The organism is Allobosea sp. BE125, assembly GCF_031456075.1.
Taxonomy (GTDB): Bacteria; Pseudomonadota; Alphaproteobacteria; order Rhizobiales; family Beijerinckiaceae; genus Allobosea.
This window is the reverse complement of record NZ_JAVDTY010000002.1, coordinates 434,285-452,689: the sequence shown is the minus strand read 5'-3', so window position 1 is coordinate 452,689 and position 18,405 is coordinate 434,285. Positions and strand designations below refer to the sequence as shown.

Here is an 18,405-nt window from a genome sequence, read left to right as displayed (position 1 = left end):
CCTCGTCAGCGTGCTCTCTCAACCCAGTTCCGGCGCCAGCACGACCGTCAGCCCGTCGAGCTCGGGCGAGAACAGGATCTGGCAGGCAAGGCGCGAGTTCGGGCGCACGTCGAAGGCCTCGTCGAGGCGCTCCAGTTCGTCCTCGCGCGGCGGATGCAATTTATCGACCCAGTCCGCCGCGACATAGATATGGCAGGTGGCGCAGGCGCAGGCTCCGCCGCATTCGGCTTTGATCGGCAGGCCCCAGTCGCGGATGATTTCCATCAATCGCCAGCCTTCGAGTGCCTCGAGTTCGCGCTGCTCGCCGTCGCGATCGGTGACACGGACATGCATCACGCGACTCCGAGCTTTTTCTGGAGGGATGTCGAGGAGGTCGTGTACTGGAAGGTCAGTCGCTTGTCGGGATAGACGTAGCGATGGACTTTTTGGGCGGCGAGCGCGGCCTCGTGGAAGCCTGACAGGATCAGCTTGAGCTTGCCGGGATAGGTGTTGATGTCGCCGATGGCGAAGATGCCGGGTGTGCTCGTCTCGAACTTCTCGGTGTCGGCCGGGATCAGGTTCTCGTTGAGATTGAGGCCCCAATCGGCGATCGGGCCAAGCTTCATGGTCAGGCCGAAGAAGGGCAGGAGCGTATCGCAGGCGATCTCGAAGGTCTGGCCTTCGCTGTCGCGGCAGATCGCAGCCTGGAGCGCCGAGCCCTCGCCCTTGAGCCCGGTGACCTGGCCGAGCTTCATGTCCATCTGGCCGGATGCGACGAGCGCGCGCATCTGCTCGACCGAATGGGGGGCGGCGCGGAAATCGTCGCGGCGATGCATCAGCGTGACGCGTTTGGCGATGGGCTGCAGGTTGAGCGTCCAGTCGAGCGCGGAATCGCCGCCGCCGACGATCAGGATGTCGCGGCCGCGGAAAGCCTCCATCTTGCGCACGGCGTAGAACACCGAGTTGCCCTCATAGGCCTCGATGCCGGGGATCGGCGGCTTCTTGGGCTGGAACGAGCCGCCCCCGGCAGCGACGATGACGGTCTTGGTCTCGAACACCGTGCCGGCATCGGTGGTGACGCGGAAGCGCGGGGCCTCCGCCGTGCCGATCGGCTCCAGCGCCTCGATCATCTGGTTCAAGTGGAAGGTCGGGCCAAACGGCTTGATCTGCTCGACCAGGTTGTCGACCAGGCCCTGGCCGGTGACGATCGGGAAGCCCGGAATGTCGTAGATCGGCTTCTCCGGATAGAGCTCGGCGCATTGCCCGCCAACCTTGGGCAGGATGTCGACCAGATGCGCCTTGATGTCGAGCAACCCCAGCTCGAACACCGCAAACAACCCGCACGGGCCCGCGCCGACTATCACGACATCCGTGGTGATGGTGTTGTCATTGGTCATCGCCGACATGCCTTCCATCGCGCCGCGCCCAAGCGCCGGTGAGCTGGCGCGGGGCATCATCAAATCCAACCTCAATTATTGTTAGTATACAAATGAATTTGCGCAAGCGGATTTTGCAGGCAGACCTTGCTCATTTGCAGGCAGGTGTTGCTCATTGCAGGCAGGCTTGGCTCAATCGAGGCGCGCCAGCAGCGCGAGCAGGCGCTCGGCCTCTTCACGCGAGAGGGGCGCCAGGGTCGCGGCGGTGATCGCCTTCGCCTTCTCGAGCAGGCCCGGAATCGCCTCGCGCCCCTTGGCGCTGAGCCGGACGCGGACGCGGCGCTGATCGTCGGGGTCGGGCAGGCGCTCGACCAGCCCGCGCTCTTCCAGCCGCGCGATCACGCCCTTGATGGTGGCAGGGTCCATCGCCGTCATGCGGCCAAGCAAATTCTGCGAAATCTCCTCGCCGGCGCTCAGTTTCGACATGGCGGCGAATTGCGTCGGCGTCGGGCCGTTATCGCCCATGATGCGCTGGAAGATCGCGATATGGCGCTGCTGGGCGCGGCGCATCAGGAAGCCGACCTGCTCGTCGAGGACATAGTCCATTGGTGCGGCAGTGCTGGCCGAGGACGGCTTGTGCTGCCTTGCGGTCGGCTTGGTGACTGTATCCGCCACGCTGTCCTGCCTGCTCATCCTCATCCCCTGATCGCCGCCGCGCGGACTGCGCCTCCGGTCCCGTCGCATCGCCTCTTGCCAGCCACCGAAACGCTGTCCATGATTGTTATTACACATTCAAACATCGCCTGTCTCGCAGGCATGATTGCGCTACGTGTTCCGAGCGGAGGACCAGATGGCTCACGACGTCGCGGCAGGCCCGGCCAAGGGCAAGCTCGTCATCCGCAATCTCGGCCTGGTGCTCTCGGGCGATCTCAACCAGCCGATCCTCGACGCCGATACGATCATCGCGGTCGATGGCCGCATCACGGCCATCGGCAAGGCCGCCGATCTCGATTGCGAGCGCGCCGACAGCATCATCGATGCGCAGGGCTCGCCCGTCGCGCCGGGGCTGATCGACAGCCATTGCCACCCGGTCTTCGGCGACTGGACGCCGCGGCAGGGGCAGATGGGCTGGATCGATTCCTGCGTCAATGGCGGCGTCACCACCTTCGTCTCGGCCGGCGAGGTGCATCTGCCCGGCCGGCCGAAGGACCCGATCGGCGTCAAGGCGCTCGCCATCACGGCGCAACGCACCTTTGCGAATTTCCGGCCGACGGGGGCGAAGATCCATGCCGGCGCGCCGATCGCCGAGACCAGCATGGTCGAGGAGGATTATGCCGAGATGGCTCGCGCCGGCGTCAAGATGATCGGCGAGATCGGGCTTGGCACCGTCAATACCGGCCCCGAGGCGAAGAAGCATGTCGATTGGGCCCGCAAATACGGAATGGAGACGATCATCCATACCGGCGGTCCGTCGATCGCGGGGTCGAGCCTGATCAGCGAGGATATCGTGCTGGAGGCCCAGCCCGATGTGATCAGCCACATCAATGGCGGCCATACCTCGATCCGCTTCTCCGGCATCTGCCGGCTCTGCGAGCAGGCGAGGGGCGCGATCGAGATCGTCCATAACGGCAATGAGCGCGCCGCGCTCGAAGCCATCAAGACCGCCACCGAACTCAACCTGACCTACAAGGTCATCCTCGGCACGGACGCGCCGGCAGGTTCCGGCGTGCAGCCGCTCGGCATCCTCAGGATGATCGCCTTCCTGTCGAGCCTCGGTGACGTGCCGCCCGAGGTCGCCTTCTGCATGGCGACCGGCAACACGGCGCGGGTGCGCAAGCTCGACGCCGGCTTCATCGCGGTCGGCATGCCGGCGGATCTCGTCTTCCTCGACAAGCCGCAGCATTCGGCCGGAAGGCATCTGCTCGATGCCGTCTCGCTCGGCGACATCCCCGGCATCGGCATGGTGGTGATCGACGGTATCATCCGCACCGGCCGCTCGCGCAACACGCCGCCATCGCACACCGCGCCCGTTCTGGTCGGGCATTGAGGCGCATCATGACCGATCTCATCGATATCCGTCGGGTCCAGACCAGCGTGGAGGAGATCTTCCACGAGTTCGGCCCGCGCCCCGGCCGCAGCGAGCGCATCGCTTGCGTCTGCGCCGTGCTGACCAACCCTTACGCCGGGCGCTACGAGCCCGACATCCTGCCGATGATGGAGGCGCTGAAGGCTGCGGGCCTCGACATGGCGACGCGTTGCCTCAACGCGCTCGGCGGCGATCCCGGGACCGTCGAGGGCTATGGCAAGGGCGCAATCGTCGGCTCCGCCGGTGAACTGGAGCATGGCGCGCTCTGGCATGTGCCGGGCGGCTACGCGATGCGCGAGATCCTCGGCAATGCGAAAGCGATCGTGCCCTCGACCAAGAAGGTAGCGGGGCCGGGCGCGCGCATCGACATTCCCGTTACCCATATCAACGCCTCATATGTCCGCAGCCATTTCGGCGCGGTCGAGATCGGCGTGCCGGGCTCGCCGCAAGCGGATGAACTCGTCTTCGTCCTGGTGATGACGACGGGCGCGCGCATCCATGAGCGCGTCGGCGGCCTGCGCGCCGACCAGATCAGCGTTGGCGACGGGCAGCGGTGATGGGCCGCTCTCCCATTCCTACCAAAAGAGGCGCGGGGAACCCCTCTCCCGAGTGGGAGAGGGGCAGGGGTGAGGGCAGGCCAGAAAACCAGATTGGCACGCCTATCTTCAGCCCGCGCCTTCCTTGTCGAACGGCCTACACCTCACCCCTGCCCCTCTCCTTACAGGAGAGGGGTTCCCCGCGCCTGACTTGACGCTGGAGCCCTTCCGTCATGCCCGCAGACATCCGCAAGATTCTCACGCAAGTCGATGAAATCCATCTCGAAATGGGTAAGGCGATCAGTCCGCCGACGCGGCGCGCCGTGGCCTGCGCCGTGATCTCCAACCCGTTCGCCGGGCGCTATCAGGAAGACCTATCGGAGCTCACCGAGATCGGCGTCGAGCTCGGCGATCTCCTGACCAAGCGCTGCCTTGCGGCGCTGAACATCGCGCCCGATCAGGCCGAGAGTTTCGGCAAGGCGGCGATCGTCGGCGAGGGCGGCGAGCTGGAGCATGCAGCCGCGATCCTCCATCCCAAGCTGGGCACGCCGGTGCGTACGGCGCTCGGCAAGGGGCCGGCGTTGATCCCCTCGGCCAAGAAGCGCGGCGGGCTCGGCACGCCGATCGACGTGCCGCTCGGCCACAAGGACGCAGCCTTCGTGCGCTCGCATTTCGATGCGGTCGAGGTCCGGATCACCGACGCGCCGCGCGCCGGCGAGATTCTGGTCGCGATCGCGATCACCGATTCCGGCCGCCCGCTGCCGCGCATCGGCGGTTTGCAGAAGCACGAGATCAAGGGCGAGGACGGGCTGCGCTAGGGGAAACCCACCCGCGCCGTCATTCCGGGCGCAGCGAAGCGGAGACCCGGAATCCATGCCGGAGCGCTGCCTGGTTAGGTTCAGGCATGGATCCCGGATCGGCGCGGCTTCGCCGCTTGTCCGGGATGACAGCGTGTTTCCCTGCTAACACAGTATCACCAAGAGGCTCCGGAACCATCTGGAGCATCCTTCGAGACGCCGCTTACGCGGCTCCTCAGGATGAGGGCTGGCGTTTTCAAACAGCCGCTAAGCGGCTTTCATCCCGCCATCGGTCAACCGGTACCAGCTGATGATCGCCGAGACGTAGAGCTCGTTCAGCGCGTGCAGCGGCAGCGGCTTGATCGGGACGACCGGGAAGGGCAGGCGGCTCTTGTCGCCGCTGGCGAGATACTCCGCCATCGCCTTGCCCATCGCGCTCTGCAGACCGACGCCGCGACCCATGCAGCCGATATCGACCAAGAGCCCGGGCTCGGGCTCGTGCAGATGCGGCAGGAAATCGCGCGTCAGCGCCACCCGGCCGCACCAGCGGTAGTCGAAGCCGATGCCCTTGGCCTGCGGGTACATCTTGCCGATGACGCGTTCGAGATGGGCCCAGTCGGAGGCGTCCTTCGGCTCGCGGAAGGGGCCGCGTCCGCCCATCAGGAGGCGATTGGTGTGGTCCTTGCGGAAGTAGAGCAGCAATTGCCGCGTATCCGAGGTGACCTGGCCCTCGGGCAGGATCGTGCCGGCGATATTGTCGGAGAGCGGCTCGGTCGCGACGATGAAGGTGTTCGGCCGGATCACGGTCTGGCGCAGTTTCGGGATCAGGTCGCCGGTATAGCCGTTGGTCGCGACGACGACGCGCGGGGCGGTGACGCTCGCGCCCTGGGCGGTACGGACGATCCAGGTCTCGCTTTGGCGCTTCAGCGAGACGACGGGGCTCTTGCCATGGATCGTGGCGCCGGCCTTGAGCGCGGCTTTGGCTAGCCCGCGCGCATAGGCGAGCGGCTGCACGCCGCCGGCGCGCCGGTCGATCCAGCCGCCGAGATAGCGCTCCGTGCCGAGCAGGCGCGCGACACTGTCGCTGTCGAGATACTCCGCATCGACGCCGCGCGCCTGCCATTCGCCGGCGCGGCGCTTCACCGTCTCGAGCATGGCTGGCGTATGCGCGCCCTGGATCCAGCCGGTGCGCCTGTGCGGCACGTCCATGCCGTGCCTGGCGATCAGATCGAAGACGAGATCGGCGGTCGAAGCGACGAAGCGCGTCAGCGCTTCGCCCGCGACGGGGCCGAATTTCGCAGCGATCTCGCTGGGGTCATATTTGATGCCGGGAATGACCTGCCCGCCATTGCGGCCCGAGCCGCCCCAACCCGGCTCATGCGCCTCCAGCACGATGACGGAGACGCCGGCCTCGGCAAGATGGAGCGCGGTCGAGAGCCCGGCATAGCCGGCGCCGATCACGCAGACATCGGCGCTGGCATCAGTGGCAAGCGGCGGCGTCGGCGCGGCCGCGGGCGCCGTCGCGTGCCAGAGCGAGGGGGCGAGCGGGAACGGTTCGGCCATGACGGCCTCCTTCAGATTGGCTTGAGCACACGCCGCAGGAAGTCCTGGGTGCGCGGATGGCTCGGCGCGCCCAGCACATCGCGGGCAGGTCCCTGCTCGACGATGACGCCGCCATCGAGGAAGAGCACGCGGTTGGCGACCTCGCGGGCAAAGCCCATCTCATGGGTGACGACGAGCATCGTCATGCCGTCCTCGGCGAGGCTCTTCATCACCTGCAGAACCTCGCCGACGAGTTCGGGATCGAGCGCCGAGGTCGGCTCGTCGAACAGGATCGCCTTGGGCTGCATGGCGAGTGCGCGCGCAATGGCGACACGCTGCATCTGGCCGCCCGAGAGCTGGCCGGGATAGGCGTCGACCTTGTCGGCAAGGCCGACGCGGGCGAGCAATTCGCGGCCCCGCGCCATCGCCTGGGCCGGCGGCTCCTTTTTCACGAAAATCGGGCCCTCGACCACGTTTTCCAGCGCCGTGCGGTGCGGGAACAGGTTGAAGCGCTGGAACACCATCGCCATTGCGGTGCGGATGCCGATAATCGAGGGCTTGTCGCGCTCGACCCGGGCGCCGTCGATGCTGATCGTGCCGCCATCATAGGATTCGAGCCCGTTGATGCAGCGCAGGATGGTCGATTTGCCAGAGCCCGACGGCCCGATCAGGCAGACGACTTCGCCTTTGTCGACGCTGGCCGTGATGCCCTTGAGCACCGGGAAGGCGCCGAAGCTCTTGGTGACGCCAGTGATCTCGATCATCGGAGCGCTCATCGCCGCGTCCCCTTGCCGAAGCGTCGTTCAAGCCAGCTGACGAAGCCCATCAGTGGCAGGCACATGGCCAGATAGAGCAGGGCGACGAGCGAATAGACGGTCATGTTCTTGAAGGTCGAGGAGGCAATCAAAGTGCCCTGCAAGGTCAGTTCGGCGACCGTGATGGTCGAGGCTTGCGAGGAATCCTTCAGCATCATCACCATGATGTTGCCGTAGGGCGGCAGGACGAGCCGGATCGCTTGCGGCAGGATCACGCGGCGCATGGTCAGGCCCCAGCCCATGCCGATCGATTGCGCCGCCTCGACCTGGCCATGGTCGATAGCCTCGATGCCGGCGCGGAAATTCTCGGATTGATAGGCCGAGTACGCAATGCCGAGGCCGATGATCGAGGCCTGCAAGGCCGAGAGCGCGATGCCGAATTCGGGCAGGACGAAGTAGATGTAGAAGAGCTGCACCAGGATGGGGATGCCGCGCAGCGTGTTGACGATCACCTTCGCGATGGTCCCGAGCCAACCGATGCCTGACACCCGCATCAAGGCCCAGACGAGGCCGAGCACCGTCGAGAGCGCAAGCGAGCCCAGCGCCACGATCAGCGTGAATTTCACGCCCTGGAGCAGGAGAGGCAGGAACTGGGCGGCATCCCGCAGGAAGGTCTGCATGGGGTTCTGATGGTCGGAGTGAATCTGGAAGGGGCTTGGCGATCTCGGGCTGTCCGGGATCCATCTGGAGCGTCATTCTCGGGCTTGTGCCCTGAGAATCTCATGACCAGAGTGCTCTGGTTTACGAGATGGTCGGGTCAGGCCCGACCATGACGCGCCTCAGAACCCGGTTCTGCGTGGAGTTTATCCTTGGGCCGATCGAAGATCGGACCCGAGGGCCGCGCCCGGAATGACGGCGTAGTTCCATTGCAAAACGGCGAGGCCGCTCAGGCTAGGCCCCATTTCGCCAAAATCTTGTCGACGGTGCCGTCGGCCTTGAGCTTGGCGAGGCCGGTGTTGATCTTCTTGAGCAATTCACCGTCGCTCTTGCGCACGCCGATGCCGACAGAACCGGAGATCACCGGCTTGTAGGATTTGACGATCCGGACCTTGGGGAACTGCCCTTGCGACAGGTTGTAGGCGATGATCGGCAGGTCGAAGACGGCGGCCTGGACGCGTGCCGCGTTCACGTCGGCGAGGATGTCGGGCAGGGTCTTGTAGAGCTTGACCTCGGAGAACAGCCCGGATTTCTGCAGCACATCGACATAGGCCGTGCCGATCTGCACGCCGATCGTGATGCCCTTCAGATCCTCGAGGGTGACGTAGTCCTTGGTGTCGCTGGCCGGTACGATCAGGCCTTCGCCATAGGTGTAGATCGGGTCGGAGAAGTCGATGACTTCCTTGCGCACCGGGGTGATGTACATCGCGGCGGCGACGATATCGACCTTATTGCTGGTCAGCGAAGCGATCAGCGTCGAGAACTGCATGCCCTCGACCTCGACCTTGAAATCGGAGACCGCGGCGATCGCCTTGACCAGGTCGACCATCACGCCCTCGATGGTGTTGGTCTTGGTGTCGAGGAAGGTGAAGGGGCTGCCTGTCGGGGTCGAGCCGACCTTGAGCACGGATTGCGCCCGGGCGGGCAGGATTCCGGAGGGCAGGATGCCCGCAGCCATGGCGCTGCCGGCCAGCATGGACAGGAAGGTCCGACGTTCCATCGCGATATCCCCTCGCTTACGGCGCGCTGGCTAGCGCGTCCGGCCATGATTTTCATGTGCGTGAAGATACGAGCATAGGACAAACTTGCCCGCAAGCGATTTCATGTGCATGAAATAGAGGCGGAGATGGAGAGTTCATGAGCGCCCCTGCCGCCAGCGGAGCCAGCCAGCCGGTCGACCACGAGATCGGCGCGGGCTTACGCAGATTGCGGCGTGCGCGCGGGCTTTCGCTGGTCGATCTTGCCGCCCGCACCAATCTGTCGATCGGGTTCCTCAGCCAGATCGAGCGCGGCCTGTCCTCGCCGACCCTGCGCGTGCTCGTCGGCATGGCGGATGCGTTCGGCGTCGGGCTTGCCGATCTCTTTCCCAATGGCGCGCCGCCGCAGGACCAGCCCGCGACCATCGTCCGCGGCGCCGACAGGAGCGAATTGCAGCTCTGGCGCTCGGGCATCCGCAAGCATTTGCTGACCCCGCTTTCGGAGAGCTCGAAGCTCAACCTCTATATGGTCGAGCTGGAGCCGGGCGCGAGCACCGGCGACGAGCTCTATACGCATCAGGGCGAGGAGGCCGGCCTCGTCATGCAAGGCGCCATGCTGCTCAAGGTCGAAAGCGAGAGCTGGACCTTGCTGGAGGGCGACAGCTTCCGCTTCCTGTCCTCGCGCCCGCACTGCTTCGCCAATGCAGCGGAGGGCGAAACGCGGGTGCTCTGGGTCACCAGCCTGTAAAGGCGGCTGCGCTCAACGGGAAACGAGACGCTGGTCGGGGATCGGCAAGCAACGGTCGGAGCTGAAACCCATGGCGAAAAGCGCGATCCTGCCGCTGATCCTGATCCTGCTCGGTGTCCTCACGGGGCTGGCCAAGCCGTTGACCACGCTGGGCGATTCCTACGGCCCCGGCTGGGCCGACCTGCTCAATGGCGCGCTGGGCTTCGTCTTCATCATCGCGGCGGCGATCGCGGCCATCGCTGGGCGCTCAAAGGGGCGACCGCAAGGCTGAGAGCCCGTTTGGAAACTCCGCGAGCCCTCATCCTGAGGAGCCATTTCCTCGGAAATGGCGTCTCGAAGGATGTTCCAGGAGGCTCCCGAACCATCTGGAGCATCCTTCGAGACGCCGCGTACCGCGGCTCCTCAGGATGAGGGCTCACGTTTCCAAACAGGCTCTGAGCCCGAACAGACCCAACCGGCCCAGCACCTTGTTTCGCCGGTCATCCCGGATGCCGTGAGGCGGAGATCCGGGATGACGTCACGGTTGGAGAGGGTGGCGCTCAGCCGCCGAGCGACATCTTCAGCGGCGGCTTGACCTCGGCCGGCAGCGGCGAGGTGTAGCCTTCCTTGCCCAGGCGCTTCTTGTGGTCGGCCTTGGCGGCCGCCATCAGCGCCGGGTCGGAGAGCACGGCCGCACCCGTCGCCGCCATCGCCTTGGCGACATGGATCATGGCCTTGTGGGCAGCGGGCTGCTTGCCCTGCGAGACCACCTGCCAGGTGTGGAACGGCGTGCCGACAGCGACGGTGGGCGCATGCGCCTGCACGGTCGGCACGGCCCAGCTGACATCGCCGACATCGGTCGAGCCGATGGCGGGGTTGCGCTTGGCGTCCATCGGAACGAGGAAATCGGCCAGCGGCGCGCCCGAATCGTCCATGCCGATGGTGCGCCAGATCGAGGCGATCTCCTGTGGCGACAGCGTCTTGCGGATCTCCTCGGCGAAGGCCTTGTCGGCGTCGTCGAAATGCGGCGGGCCGAGCTCTTCCATGATCCCGTGCAGCGCCTGTTCGAGCGGCGGGTTGGCGAGCAGATCGGAGACGGCGCTGATGATGCGCATCTCCATCTTGGTTTCCGTCATCAGCGCCGCGCCTTCGGCGATCTTCTTCACACGCTGGACGAGTTCGAGCATGCCGCGCAGATCGCGCGCGCGGATCGAATAGCGCACGCGGGCATGGGCCTGGACGACGTTCGGCGCGATGCCGCCGGTGTCGAGCAGGGCGTAATGCACGCGCGCATCGCTGGGCATGTGCTCGCGCATGTAGTTGACGCCGACATTCATCAACTCGACGGCGTCGAGCGCGCTGCGGCCGAGATGGGGCGAGGCGGCGGCATGCGCCGCGCGGCCGGTGAAGATGAAATCGGCGCGGGTGTTGGCGAGCGCCAGCGGCGGGGCGACCTCCCACCAGCTCGACGGATGCCAGGTGATCGCGACATCGGCGTCGTCAAAGGCGCCGGCGCGGACCATGAAGGCTTTCGCAGCGCCGCCTTCCTCGGCCGGGCAGCCATAATAGCGCACGCGGCCGGGGATTTTGTTCTCGGCGAGCCAGTTCTTCATCGCGGTCGCGGCGAGCAGCGCCGCCGAGCCGAGCAGGTTGTGGCCGCAGCCATGGCCATGGCCGGCGGCCTCGACCTCGCGATGCTCGGCGAGGCCGGCTTCCTGGCTCAGCCCGGGCAGGGCGTCATATTCGCCCAGGAACGCGATCACGGGGCCGCCTTCGCCGGCCTCGCCCATCACCGCGGTCGGGATCTCGGCGATATTCTCGGTGATCTTGAAGCCCTGGTGCTTCAGCTCGGCGACATGCTCGGCGACCGAGCGCTGTTCGGTGTAGCAGACCTCGGGCATGCCCCAGACGCGGTCACTGAGTTCGATGAAGCGCTGCTTGCTCGCATCCACATGCCGCCAGAGATCGTTTCGGTTGTCCATGATCGTTTTCGCCTTGATGAGGTCGCGATATATGAGCCGGGTGGCGGCCGCCCGTCCAGTTGCTGAAAGCATGGCCGATGCCAGCCGACGCAACGTCAATGCGTAGGGATCGGGTTTGGTGCGTCATGGTCGGGCTTGACCCGACCATCTCCGATTTCAGCCAGCTGGTCATGAGATTCTCGGGTCGAGCCCGAGAATGACGCTCTACGAAGGCCGGTGGATCGTCACGGGTGCTTGTGAATCGGGTCGACCCAGTAGACCGCCTCCGGCGCCTCGACCGGATCGACATCGGTGATGTTGACGACAACGGCTTCGTTGTCCGAGCGCACCAGCACGCATTCCAGCGGCTCGTCGGGATTGGCGTTGATCTCCTGATGCGGCACGAAGGGCGGCACATAGATGAAGTCGCCCGGGCCGGCCTCGGCGACGAATTCGAGCCGCTCGCCCCAACGCATGCGGGCTTTGCCGCGCACGACATAGATCACGCTCTCCAGCTCGCCATGGTGATGCACGCCGGTCTTGGCGTTGGGCTGGATCGAGACCGTGCCGGCCCAGATCTTCTGGGCGCCGACGCGGGCGTGGTTGATCGCCGCCTGCCGGAACATGCCCGGCGTCTGCGCCGTGTTCGGGTCGAGCTTGTCACCGGTGATGACGCGCACGCCGTCATGCTTCCAGCGCGGCTCGTCATGGGAATGCAGCTCGTCATGGGAATGGTCGTGCGGATGGTCGTGATCGTGGGAATGGTCGTGTCCGGACATGATCTCAGCCCTTCCTGGCCGGGCCGGTGGCGATCGGGCGCTCGCTCGAGCCCCATTCAGCCCAGGAACCGTCATAGATGGCGCGCGCCGGCTTGCCGATCGTCTCCAGCGCAGCCGAGAGGATCGCCGCCGAGACGCCCGAGCCGCAGCTCGTGATCAGGGGCTTGTCGAGATCGACGCCGGCCTCCGCGAAGGCGGCCGCGATCGCCTCGGGCGATTTCAGCCTGCCGTCCTGCATGATGGCGGGGAAGGGCAGGTTGAGCGCGCCCGGCATATGGCCCGAGCGCACACCGGCGCGCGGCTCGGGCGCCTCGCCGCGGAAGCGGTCGGCGGGACGGGCATCGAGGACCTGGATGGCGCCGCTGCCGAGCGCACGCTCGACGTCGTCGGCGTCGGCGATGGCGGAATGGTCGAGACGTGCGGTGAAGGTCCGGGCCGAGCGCGAGCGCGGCGGGCCTTCCTCGACCGGGCGGCCTTCCGCCTGCCATTTCGGGAAGCCGCCTTCGAGGATGACCACGTCCTTGGCGCCGAAGGTCTTGAAGGTCCAGCGCACGCGCGGGGCCGAGAACAGGCCGAGCCCGTCATAGACGACGATGCGCATGCCGTCGCCGATGCCGATCGCGCCGACGGCCGCCGCGAAGGCCTCCGGCCGCGGCAGCATATGGGGCAGGTCGGAGCTGGTATCCTTGACGGTGTCGATGTCGAAGCGCAGCGCGCCGGGGATGCGGCGCTGCGCATATTCGGCATGCGGGTCGCGGCCATGGACGGGCAGGTACCAGGAGCCGTCGACCACGACGACATCGGGCGCGTTCAAGCGCTCGGCAAGCCATTCCGTGGAGACGAAGACGTTATCGCTGGCCATGATCGGCATTTCCTTGATGTTGCGGCCGCTTATCGGCGGCTGGATCTGGCTTCAGAGCAATGCTCTCAACTTCTAGATCTTTGTTTTATCGCATTTTCTCCGCGCAAACGCTTCGCGTTTGTCGCGAGCGAACCGGTGTCCACTTCGCTCGAAAATGCTCTAGGCGAGCGCGATACGGACACGCCGGTTCTGCTTGCCCTTCTTCTCGATATCCGTGACCGCGACAAGGCCGATCTCGGCGGTGTTGCGGACATGGGTGCCGCCGCAGGGCTGCAGATCGATGTCGCCGATGGCGACCAAGCGGACACGGCCCGAGCCGCGCGGCGGCTTCACCGACATCGTCTTGACCAGGCCCGGATTGGCGTCGAGCTCCTCATCCGTGATCCAACTCTCGGTGACATCGGCGTTGCGGGCGATCAGCGCGTTGAGCGTCTCGGCGATCTCGGCCTTGTCGAGTCCGCCTTCGGGAATGTCGAAATCGAGCCGCCCGTCGCCTTCGCCGATCGCCCCGCCTGTCACCGGATAGGACAAGACGACGCTGAGCAGATGCAGCGCGGTGTGGATGCGCATGCGCTTCAGCCGGCGCTCCCAGTCGAGCACGACTGCTACGGTCTCGCCGGGCTGCGGGGCGGCCTGTTCTTCAAGCTGTCCTGCAAGCGGAACGTGGATCACGCGGCTCTTGTCCTCGGGATCGTAGATCGCCGTGCCGATCGCGATCTCGCTGCCGTCGGCGCGAACGAGCTTGCCGGCGTCGCCGGGCTGCCCGCCGCCGGTCGCGTAGAACACCGTCTTGTCGAGGATGACACCGCCGCGCTCATTCACGGCCTCAACGCGCGCTGACGTCTCCCTCAGATAGGCGTCCTGGCGAAACAGCAATTCGGTCGGCATGGTCTGGTCGTCCCTGGGGCGCGCCTCGTCGGCGCGGGGTGCGGAGATTGCACGGATTGGGCTGGCCGCGCCAGAATGCTTTCTCTGGGGATAAAGCGGCTTTCCTGGGGGTAGCGCGCCGCCGTTCCGCCTGGCCCTTCCGTCGCAGGACGGCAGGGACTAGAGGTTGTCGGAGGCTGTTTGGAAATCTCCCGAGCCCTCATCCTGAGGAGCGGGCGTAGCCCGCGTCTCGAAGGATGCTCCAGATGCTTCGAGAGCCTCCTGGGCCATCCTTCGTGACGCCGCTGCGCGGCTCCTCAGGATGAGGGCTCACGTCTCCAAACGGTCGCTAACTATCTCTAGATAGCGCGATGATCCGTCGGTTGCGCCAGGGAGCCTCGATGTCATTGCCGCGCATGCAGCCGAAGGACGGCGTCGCCTGGGTCACGGGCGCGAGTTCGGGCATCGGCGAGGCGGTTTCGCTCGAGCTGGCGCGGCGGGGCTGGACCGTCGCGATCACCGCGCGCCGGCTCGACCTGCTCGAGGATATCGCCCGCCGCGCGGAAGGACTGCCCGGCCGCATCGTTGCCCATGCCGGCGACGTGACCGAGACCGCCGCGATGCAGGCGGTGGTGGATGGAATCGAGAGCGTGCATGGCCCGATCGCGCTCGCCTTCCTCAATGCCGGCATTGCCCCTCACGTCCGTTCCGGCGCGTTCGATCTTGTGGCCCTTGAGCAGGCTTTCCCCGTCAACCTGTTCGGTGTGGCCAAGGGGCTGGCGGCCGTGCTGGAGCGCATGACGCCGCGCGGCCGGGGGCAGATCGCCGTCAACGCCTCGATCGCGGGTTATGGCGGCATGCCGCGCGGAGCAGCCTATGGCGCGTCCAAGGCAGCAGTGATCCATCTCTGCGAGGCGCTGAAATTCGATTGCGACAGGCTCGGCATCCGGCTGCAACTGGTCAATCCGGGCTTTGTCGACACGCCGCTGACCCGTGGGAACGGCTACCCGATGCCCTTGCTGATGCCTCTCGCGGAGGCGGCCCGGCGCATCGTCGACGGTTTTGCGCGCGGCGGTTTCGAGATCGCCTTCCCGCGGCGCCTGGCCTGGTTCGCCAAGGCGGTGAATTGTCTGCCCTATCCCGCCTATTTCTGGCTCGTGGCGCGGTTGACGCCCCGGGGCAAGTCAACGAGGCGCGCGAGAAACTGACTCCTTGGCCTGAGCATTTGCGGGATCAGCTTGAATCCGCTGCCGGCATGGCTGCGGAACGCCGTGTGCCGGCTCGTGATTTCATCGCATTTTAACCAGCGTAACGCTGATATGGCGCGCTTTGAACGCTCGTTTTTTCTCCCGCTCTCTGGAGAGACCTGCACTGAATGCGCCTCGATTCGCGTAACATCCAGATTCCGACTGTCGATGAAATCGAGCCGCGCCTGCGGCTTTACGGAATCGACGAAGAGTGTCGTGACCTGGCGCGGCAGCTCGCGCCTGAAGTTGGCCGCATCATCGAGCGCATTATCCGGCACAATATCAGCATCACCAGGGACCATCTGAAATCGAGCCGGGCTTCGCTCGATATCCATGGCGAGGCGCTGACGCGCGCGGTCGTGTCGCATTTCAACGTGTTGTTCCAGGCGCGTTTCGACGAGAGCTATCTGGTCTCCCTCGAACAGATGCTGAAGGTCGAGTTCGATTCGATGATAGGCGCCAGGGCGCGACTGCAAGTCGGCCAGAAACTGGTGCTTCCGCTGCTGCAGGCGCGCGCCGGGCGCGGCATGCGGCGCCTGCTCGGACAGGTCGTGTCGCCGCGCGATGTCGACCTGCTGATGCGGCTTCTCTATTTCGACCTGGTCTGCGCCATCGCCGTCGAGCAGCATGAGACGCGCCGCGCCGTCGTCGAGCGGCATGTCTCCCTCGATGGCGCGCTCAGGGCCTTCAGCCAGCGGACGGAGGTGCTCGGCACGACATTCGAAAGCAGCGCCCGCGAATTGACCGCGGCGGCGCGGCAGATGCTGGAGAAGGCGCAAGCGACGCTGGAGCAGTCGAGCGAGGCCGAGGTCGCGTCGACCAGGGCCTACCGCCTGGCAGCCGAAAGCGCCGATACGACCAGCCAATTGCACCAGCTCACCAGCGATATGGGCGCGCGCCTGTCCGGCGCGGCCGAGGCGACGGCGACCAGCGTGGCGCATGCCTCCGACATCAAGGATTCGATGGCCGATCTCGCCGGGGTCATCGAACAGGTCGGCTCGATCGTGGCCGTCATCAAGCAGATCTCGGACCAGACCAATCTGCTGGCGCTGAACGCCACGATCGAGGCCGCGCGCGCCGGGGATGCCGGCAGGGGCTTTGCGGTCGTCGCCCATGAGGTCAAGAACCTGGCCGCGCAGACCGGGACCGCGACCCAGGCCGTCGCCGGGCAGATCGAGAAGATCGAGACCGCGACGCGGCGCTGCGTCGGCAGCGTCGACGCCATCACCGACAGCGTCGAGACGATTTCGCGTCTCAGCAACGAGGCCGTCGTTACCTTCGCCTCGCAATTCGGCCTGGCCGGCCGGATTTCGGAGGCCGCGCGCCTGATTTCGGCGCAGTCCTCCGATGTGGTCAGCGGCGCGCGGCGCTCGAGCCAGGCCATGACGGAAACCATCGCGGCGATCGACCGGGTGGAGACGACGGCTCTCGGTCTCGCCAGAAGCGCGGAGACCTTGCGCGCCCTGGTCGGCGAGCTCGGCGCGACAGTCGCCGCCGCCTGATCCGTCTCTCATCCTGCTTTTGCCAGCAAAAAACCGCGCCGCAGCATGGTGCTGCGGCGCGGCCTGGCTTGGACGATCGCTGATCTGGACGATCGGTAACTTGGGCGATCAGCGGTAATAGGGTCGGTCGTAATAGCGGCGGTGGTGGTGACGCGCATAATAGGGCGGCGGGCCGCCATAACGACGTCCATAGGCCCGAGGGCCGTAGCGGCGCGGGCGATCATAGCGCCAGTCGCGATACTGGACCTGCTGGATGTCGCCGGTCGGAGCTTTGCCTGCTGGAACTTGGACCTCCGGGCTCGAGGCGAAGGCCGGCGCGGCCTCGGCGATGGCGGGCAGGAACGCCGCTGCAGCAAGCGCCAGGCTCGCGGCGAGGATCAATTTACGCATTGAAGTCTCCTTCCGATGGAACGGTATGGCTCCGATCTATCCGGGCGCCACGGAACTGCCGATGAACGGAAAAGTTCAGCTGCGTTCAGGGAGGGGAGAGGATGCAGACCTCCCGAGCCCTCATCCTGAGGAGCGGGCGTAGCCCGCGTCTCGAAGGATGCTCCAGGAGGCTCCGGAACCATCTGGAGCATCCTTCGAGACGCCGCTTCGCGGCTCCTCAGGATGAGGGCTGGGTTTTCCAAACGAGGATTCTCAGGACGATCGGACGGTGCCCCCGGACGCTTGCTCACGGGCGGAGCGCCAGGGAATCACAAGCCCGGCGCAAGCGAGCGCCGGGCTGTCCGCAGGACTCAGCCTGCCTTCTTGGTGACGATCGTGAGCAGCCCGTTCTCGCTCATCTGCGCGAACAGGACATGGGTCGAGGATAGTCCCTTGGCTTCCAGGGCCGATTTGATGGTTGGCGTGGAGTCGACCGAACTCCGGAGCTTTTGCAGCTCGCCGTCGCCACGCTGGGCGACGATCTCAGTGACCTGCGATTGAGTCGTCGCCGGCAATTCACTGATGTCGACCACGTTGACCGTTTGAATCGTCGGTGGAGCCGATGGGGCTTGCGGTGCAGATGTCGATGGGCGGCTGGGCTTGGGCGGGTCCGAGGGGGTCTGTGCATTGGCGGCCATGGACAATGCGAGCGCGGCTCCGGTGGCCAAGGTTGTGATCATGCGCATGGACGTTCCTCCATCAGTTGCGGATGAACGGCCTAACTCACACCGCAAATGCGGTCGGAGGCTGAATGGCGGCTGACCATTTCGTGACGATGTCGTGGCGAAGGCATCACATTGATGGCACAGCTGCCTGCTTGTGGCTGTGCATCCATGGTGCGATGCGACAGCAAAAAGGGCCTGGGCGATTTCGCCCAAGCCCTCGAAATTGGTGGCTCCCGGAGCAGGATTCGAACCTGCGACCAATCGATTAACAGTCGATTGCTCTACCGCTGAGCTATCCGGGATCAGTGGCCGCCGTATACCCATGCCACCGGGACCGCGCAAGCCCTTTGCGACGAAGTTGGCGGGAAAACGTCGGCTCAGCAATTTGTCCAGGGACATGCCGCGCGGCTTGGCGAGGATGGGTTGCGGCCTGGCCCGGCATGTGGTTATACGCCGTGCAAGATGTCCCGCCAGCGCGGACATCGGGATGGCCTCGTGGCGGAGTGGTTACGCAGAGGACTGCAAATCCTTGCACCCCGGTTCGATTCCGGGCGAGGCCTCCAATTTTCCAGACCATGTCCGCGACGAGATTTCGGACCCG

Annotated in this window: 20 protein-coding genes and 2 tRNA genes; 8 read left to right on the top strand and 14 right to left on the bottom strand. The window is 65.7% G+C overall.

The annotated features are described in order from the left end of the window. Positions 1-18: 18 nt before the first annotated feature. From J2Y55_RS07485 to J2Y55_RS07475, 3 genes are all read right to left on the bottom strand, one after another. Positions 19-333: a 2Fe-2S iron-sulfur cluster-binding protein gene (locus J2Y55_RS07485; RefSeq protein WP_310150020.1), complete on the bottom strand. Its 315-nt coding sequence runs from the start codon at positions 331-333 to the stop codon at positions 19-21. Beyond that, entirely contained in the window at positions 333-1,376 is a 1,044-nt protein-coding gene (locus J2Y55_RS07480) for an NAD(P)/FAD-dependent oxidoreductase (RefSeq protein ID WP_310150679.1), read from the bottom strand. Before J2Y55_RS07480 ends, J2Y55_RS07485 begins: the two co-directional genes overlap by 1 nt. Before the next feature lie 171 nt (positions 1,377-1,547). Next, entirely contained in the window at positions 1,548-2,048 is a 501-nt protein-coding gene (locus J2Y55_RS07475) for a MarR family winged helix-turn-helix transcriptional regulator (protein WP_310150016.1), read from the bottom strand. A 157-nt stretch (positions 2,049-2,205) separates the two neighbouring features. Between J2Y55_RS07475 and J2Y55_RS07470 the strand changes: the two genes are divergently transcribed. The 3 genes from J2Y55_RS07470 (at position 2,206) to J2Y55_RS07460 (ending at position 4,795) form a co-directional block, all read left to right on the top strand. Next, positions 2,206-3,402, top strand: coding sequence for an amidohydrolase family protein (locus J2Y55_RS07470; RefSeq protein WP_310150013.1), 1,197 nt, complete (start codon positions 2,206-2,208; stop codon positions 3,400-3,402). An 8-nt stretch (positions 3,403-3,410) separates the two neighbouring features. Further along, positions 3,411-3,998, top strand: coding sequence for an amino acid synthesis family protein (locus tag J2Y55_RS07465; RefSeq protein WP_310150010.1), 588 nt, complete (start codon positions 3,411-3,413; stop codon positions 3,996-3,998). A gap of 212 nt (positions 3,999-4,210) precedes the next feature. Next, entirely contained in the window at positions 4,211-4,795 is a 585-nt protein-coding gene (locus tag J2Y55_RS07460; protein ID WP_310150007.1) for an amino acid synthesis family protein, read from the top strand. Positions 4,796-5,041: 246 nt separating this feature from the next. On the opposite strand, the gene J2Y55_RS07455 is transcribed toward J2Y55_RS07460, so the two are convergent. The 4 genes from J2Y55_RS07455 to J2Y55_RS07440 all read right to left on the bottom strand — a co-directional run bounded on the left by J2Y55_RS07455 (position 5,042) and on the right by J2Y55_RS07440 (position 8,764). Continuing rightward, positions 5,042-6,337 (bottom strand): NAD(P)/FAD-dependent oxidoreductase, encoded by a 1,296-nt coding sequence (locus tag J2Y55_RS07455; protein ID WP_310150003.1) that lies wholly within the window; start codon positions 6,335-6,337, stop codon positions 5,042-5,044. 11 nt (positions 6,338-6,348) lie between these two features. Further along, on the bottom strand, positions 6,349-7,080 hold the full coding sequence (locus J2Y55_RS07450) for an amino acid ABC transporter ATP-binding protein (protein ID WP_310150676.1): 732 nt from the start codon (positions 7,078-7,080) through the stop codon (positions 6,349-6,351). An 8-nt stretch (positions 7,081-7,088) separates the two neighbouring features. Beyond that, positions 7,089-7,751, bottom strand: coding sequence for an amino acid ABC transporter permease (locus J2Y55_RS07445; protein WP_310149999.1), 663 nt, complete (start codon positions 7,749-7,751; stop codon positions 7,089-7,091). A gap of 266 nt (positions 7,752-8,017) precedes the next feature. Beyond that, positions 8,018-8,764, bottom strand: a complete 747-nt coding sequence (locus tag J2Y55_RS07440) for an ABC transporter substrate-binding protein (RefSeq protein ID WP_404978859.1) — start codon at positions 8,762-8,764, stop codon at positions 8,018-8,020. A gap of 161 nt (positions 8,765-8,925) precedes the next feature. Between J2Y55_RS07440 and J2Y55_RS07435 the strand changes: the two genes are divergently transcribed. Next, the gene (locus J2Y55_RS07435; RefSeq protein ID WP_310149996.1) at positions 8,926-9,513 is read left to right on the top strand and encodes a helix-turn-helix domain-containing protein; all 588 of its coding nucleotides are present in this window, start codon (positions 8,926-8,928) and stop codon (positions 9,511-9,513) included. Positions 9,514-9,583: 70 nt separating this feature from the next. Next, the gene (locus tag J2Y55_RS07430) at positions 9,584-9,784 is read left to right on the top strand and encodes a hypothetical protein (protein ID WP_310149993.1); all 201 of its coding nucleotides are present in this window, start codon (positions 9,584-9,586) and stop codon (positions 9,782-9,784) included. Positions 9,785-10,052: 268 nt separating this feature from the next. On the opposite strand, the gene J2Y55_RS07425 is transcribed toward J2Y55_RS07430, so the two are convergent. The 4 genes from J2Y55_RS07425 to J2Y55_RS07410 form a co-directional block, all read right to left on the bottom strand. Then, the gene (locus J2Y55_RS07425) at positions 10,053-11,474 is read right to left on the bottom strand and encodes a M20 family metallopeptidase (protein ID WP_310149991.1); all 1,422 of its coding nucleotides are present in this window, start codon (positions 11,472-11,474) and stop codon (positions 10,053-10,055) included. A 224-nt stretch (positions 11,475-11,698) separates the two neighbouring features. Further along, positions 11,699-12,232 (bottom strand): cupin domain-containing protein, encoded by a 534-nt coding sequence (locus J2Y55_RS07420; protein WP_310149988.1) that lies wholly within the window; start codon positions 12,230-12,232, stop codon positions 11,699-11,701. Positions 12,233-12,236: 4 nt separating this feature from the next. After that, entirely contained in the window at positions 12,237-13,094 is an 858-nt protein-coding gene (sseA, locus tag J2Y55_RS07415; RefSeq protein ID WP_310149985.1) for a 3-mercaptopyruvate sulfurtransferase, read from the bottom strand. Between the two features lie 159 nt (positions 13,095-13,253). After that, on the bottom strand, positions 13,254-13,982 hold the full coding sequence (locus tag J2Y55_RS07410; protein WP_310149980.1) for an alanyl-tRNA editing protein: 729 nt from the start codon (positions 13,980-13,982) through the stop codon (positions 13,254-13,256). 380 nt (positions 13,983-14,362) lie between these two features. On the opposite strand from J2Y55_RS07410, the gene J2Y55_RS07405 reads away from it, so the two are divergent. Beyond that, the gene (locus J2Y55_RS07405; protein ID WP_310149975.1) at positions 14,363-15,169 is read left to right on the top strand and encodes an SDR family NAD(P)-dependent oxidoreductase; all 807 of its coding nucleotides are present in this window, start codon (positions 14,363-14,365) and stop codon (positions 15,167-15,169) included. Between the two features lie 167 nt (positions 15,170-15,336). Next, positions 15,337-16,710: a methyl-accepting chemotaxis protein gene (locus J2Y55_RS07400; protein WP_310149972.1), complete on the top strand. Its 1,374-nt coding sequence runs from the start codon at positions 15,337-15,339 to the stop codon at positions 16,708-16,710. Between the two features lie 108 nt (positions 16,711-16,818). On the opposite strand, the gene J2Y55_RS07395 is transcribed toward J2Y55_RS07400, so the two are convergent. The 3 genes from J2Y55_RS07395 to J2Y55_RS07385 all read right to left on the bottom strand — a co-directional run bounded on the left by J2Y55_RS07395 (position 16,819) and on the right by J2Y55_RS07385 (position 18,106). Beyond that, the gene (locus J2Y55_RS07395; protein ID WP_310149970.1) at positions 16,819-17,100 is read right to left on the bottom strand and encodes a hypothetical protein; all 282 of its coding nucleotides are present in this window, start codon (positions 17,098-17,100) and stop codon (positions 16,819-16,821) included. A 350-nt stretch (positions 17,101-17,450) separates the two neighbouring features. Further along, positions 17,451-17,807, bottom strand: coding sequence for a hypothetical protein (locus J2Y55_RS07390; protein ID WP_310149967.1), 357 nt, complete (start codon positions 17,805-17,807; stop codon positions 17,451-17,453). Positions 17,808-18,031: 224 nt separating this feature from the next. After that, a tRNA-Asn gene (locus J2Y55_RS07385) sits at positions 18,032-18,106 on the bottom strand. A gap of 187 nt (positions 18,107-18,293) precedes the next feature. On the opposite strand from J2Y55_RS07385, the gene J2Y55_RS07380 reads away from it, so the two are divergent. After that, a tRNA-Cys gene (locus tag J2Y55_RS07380) sits at positions 18,294-18,367 on the top strand. Positions 18,368-18,405: the final 38 nt, after the last annotated feature.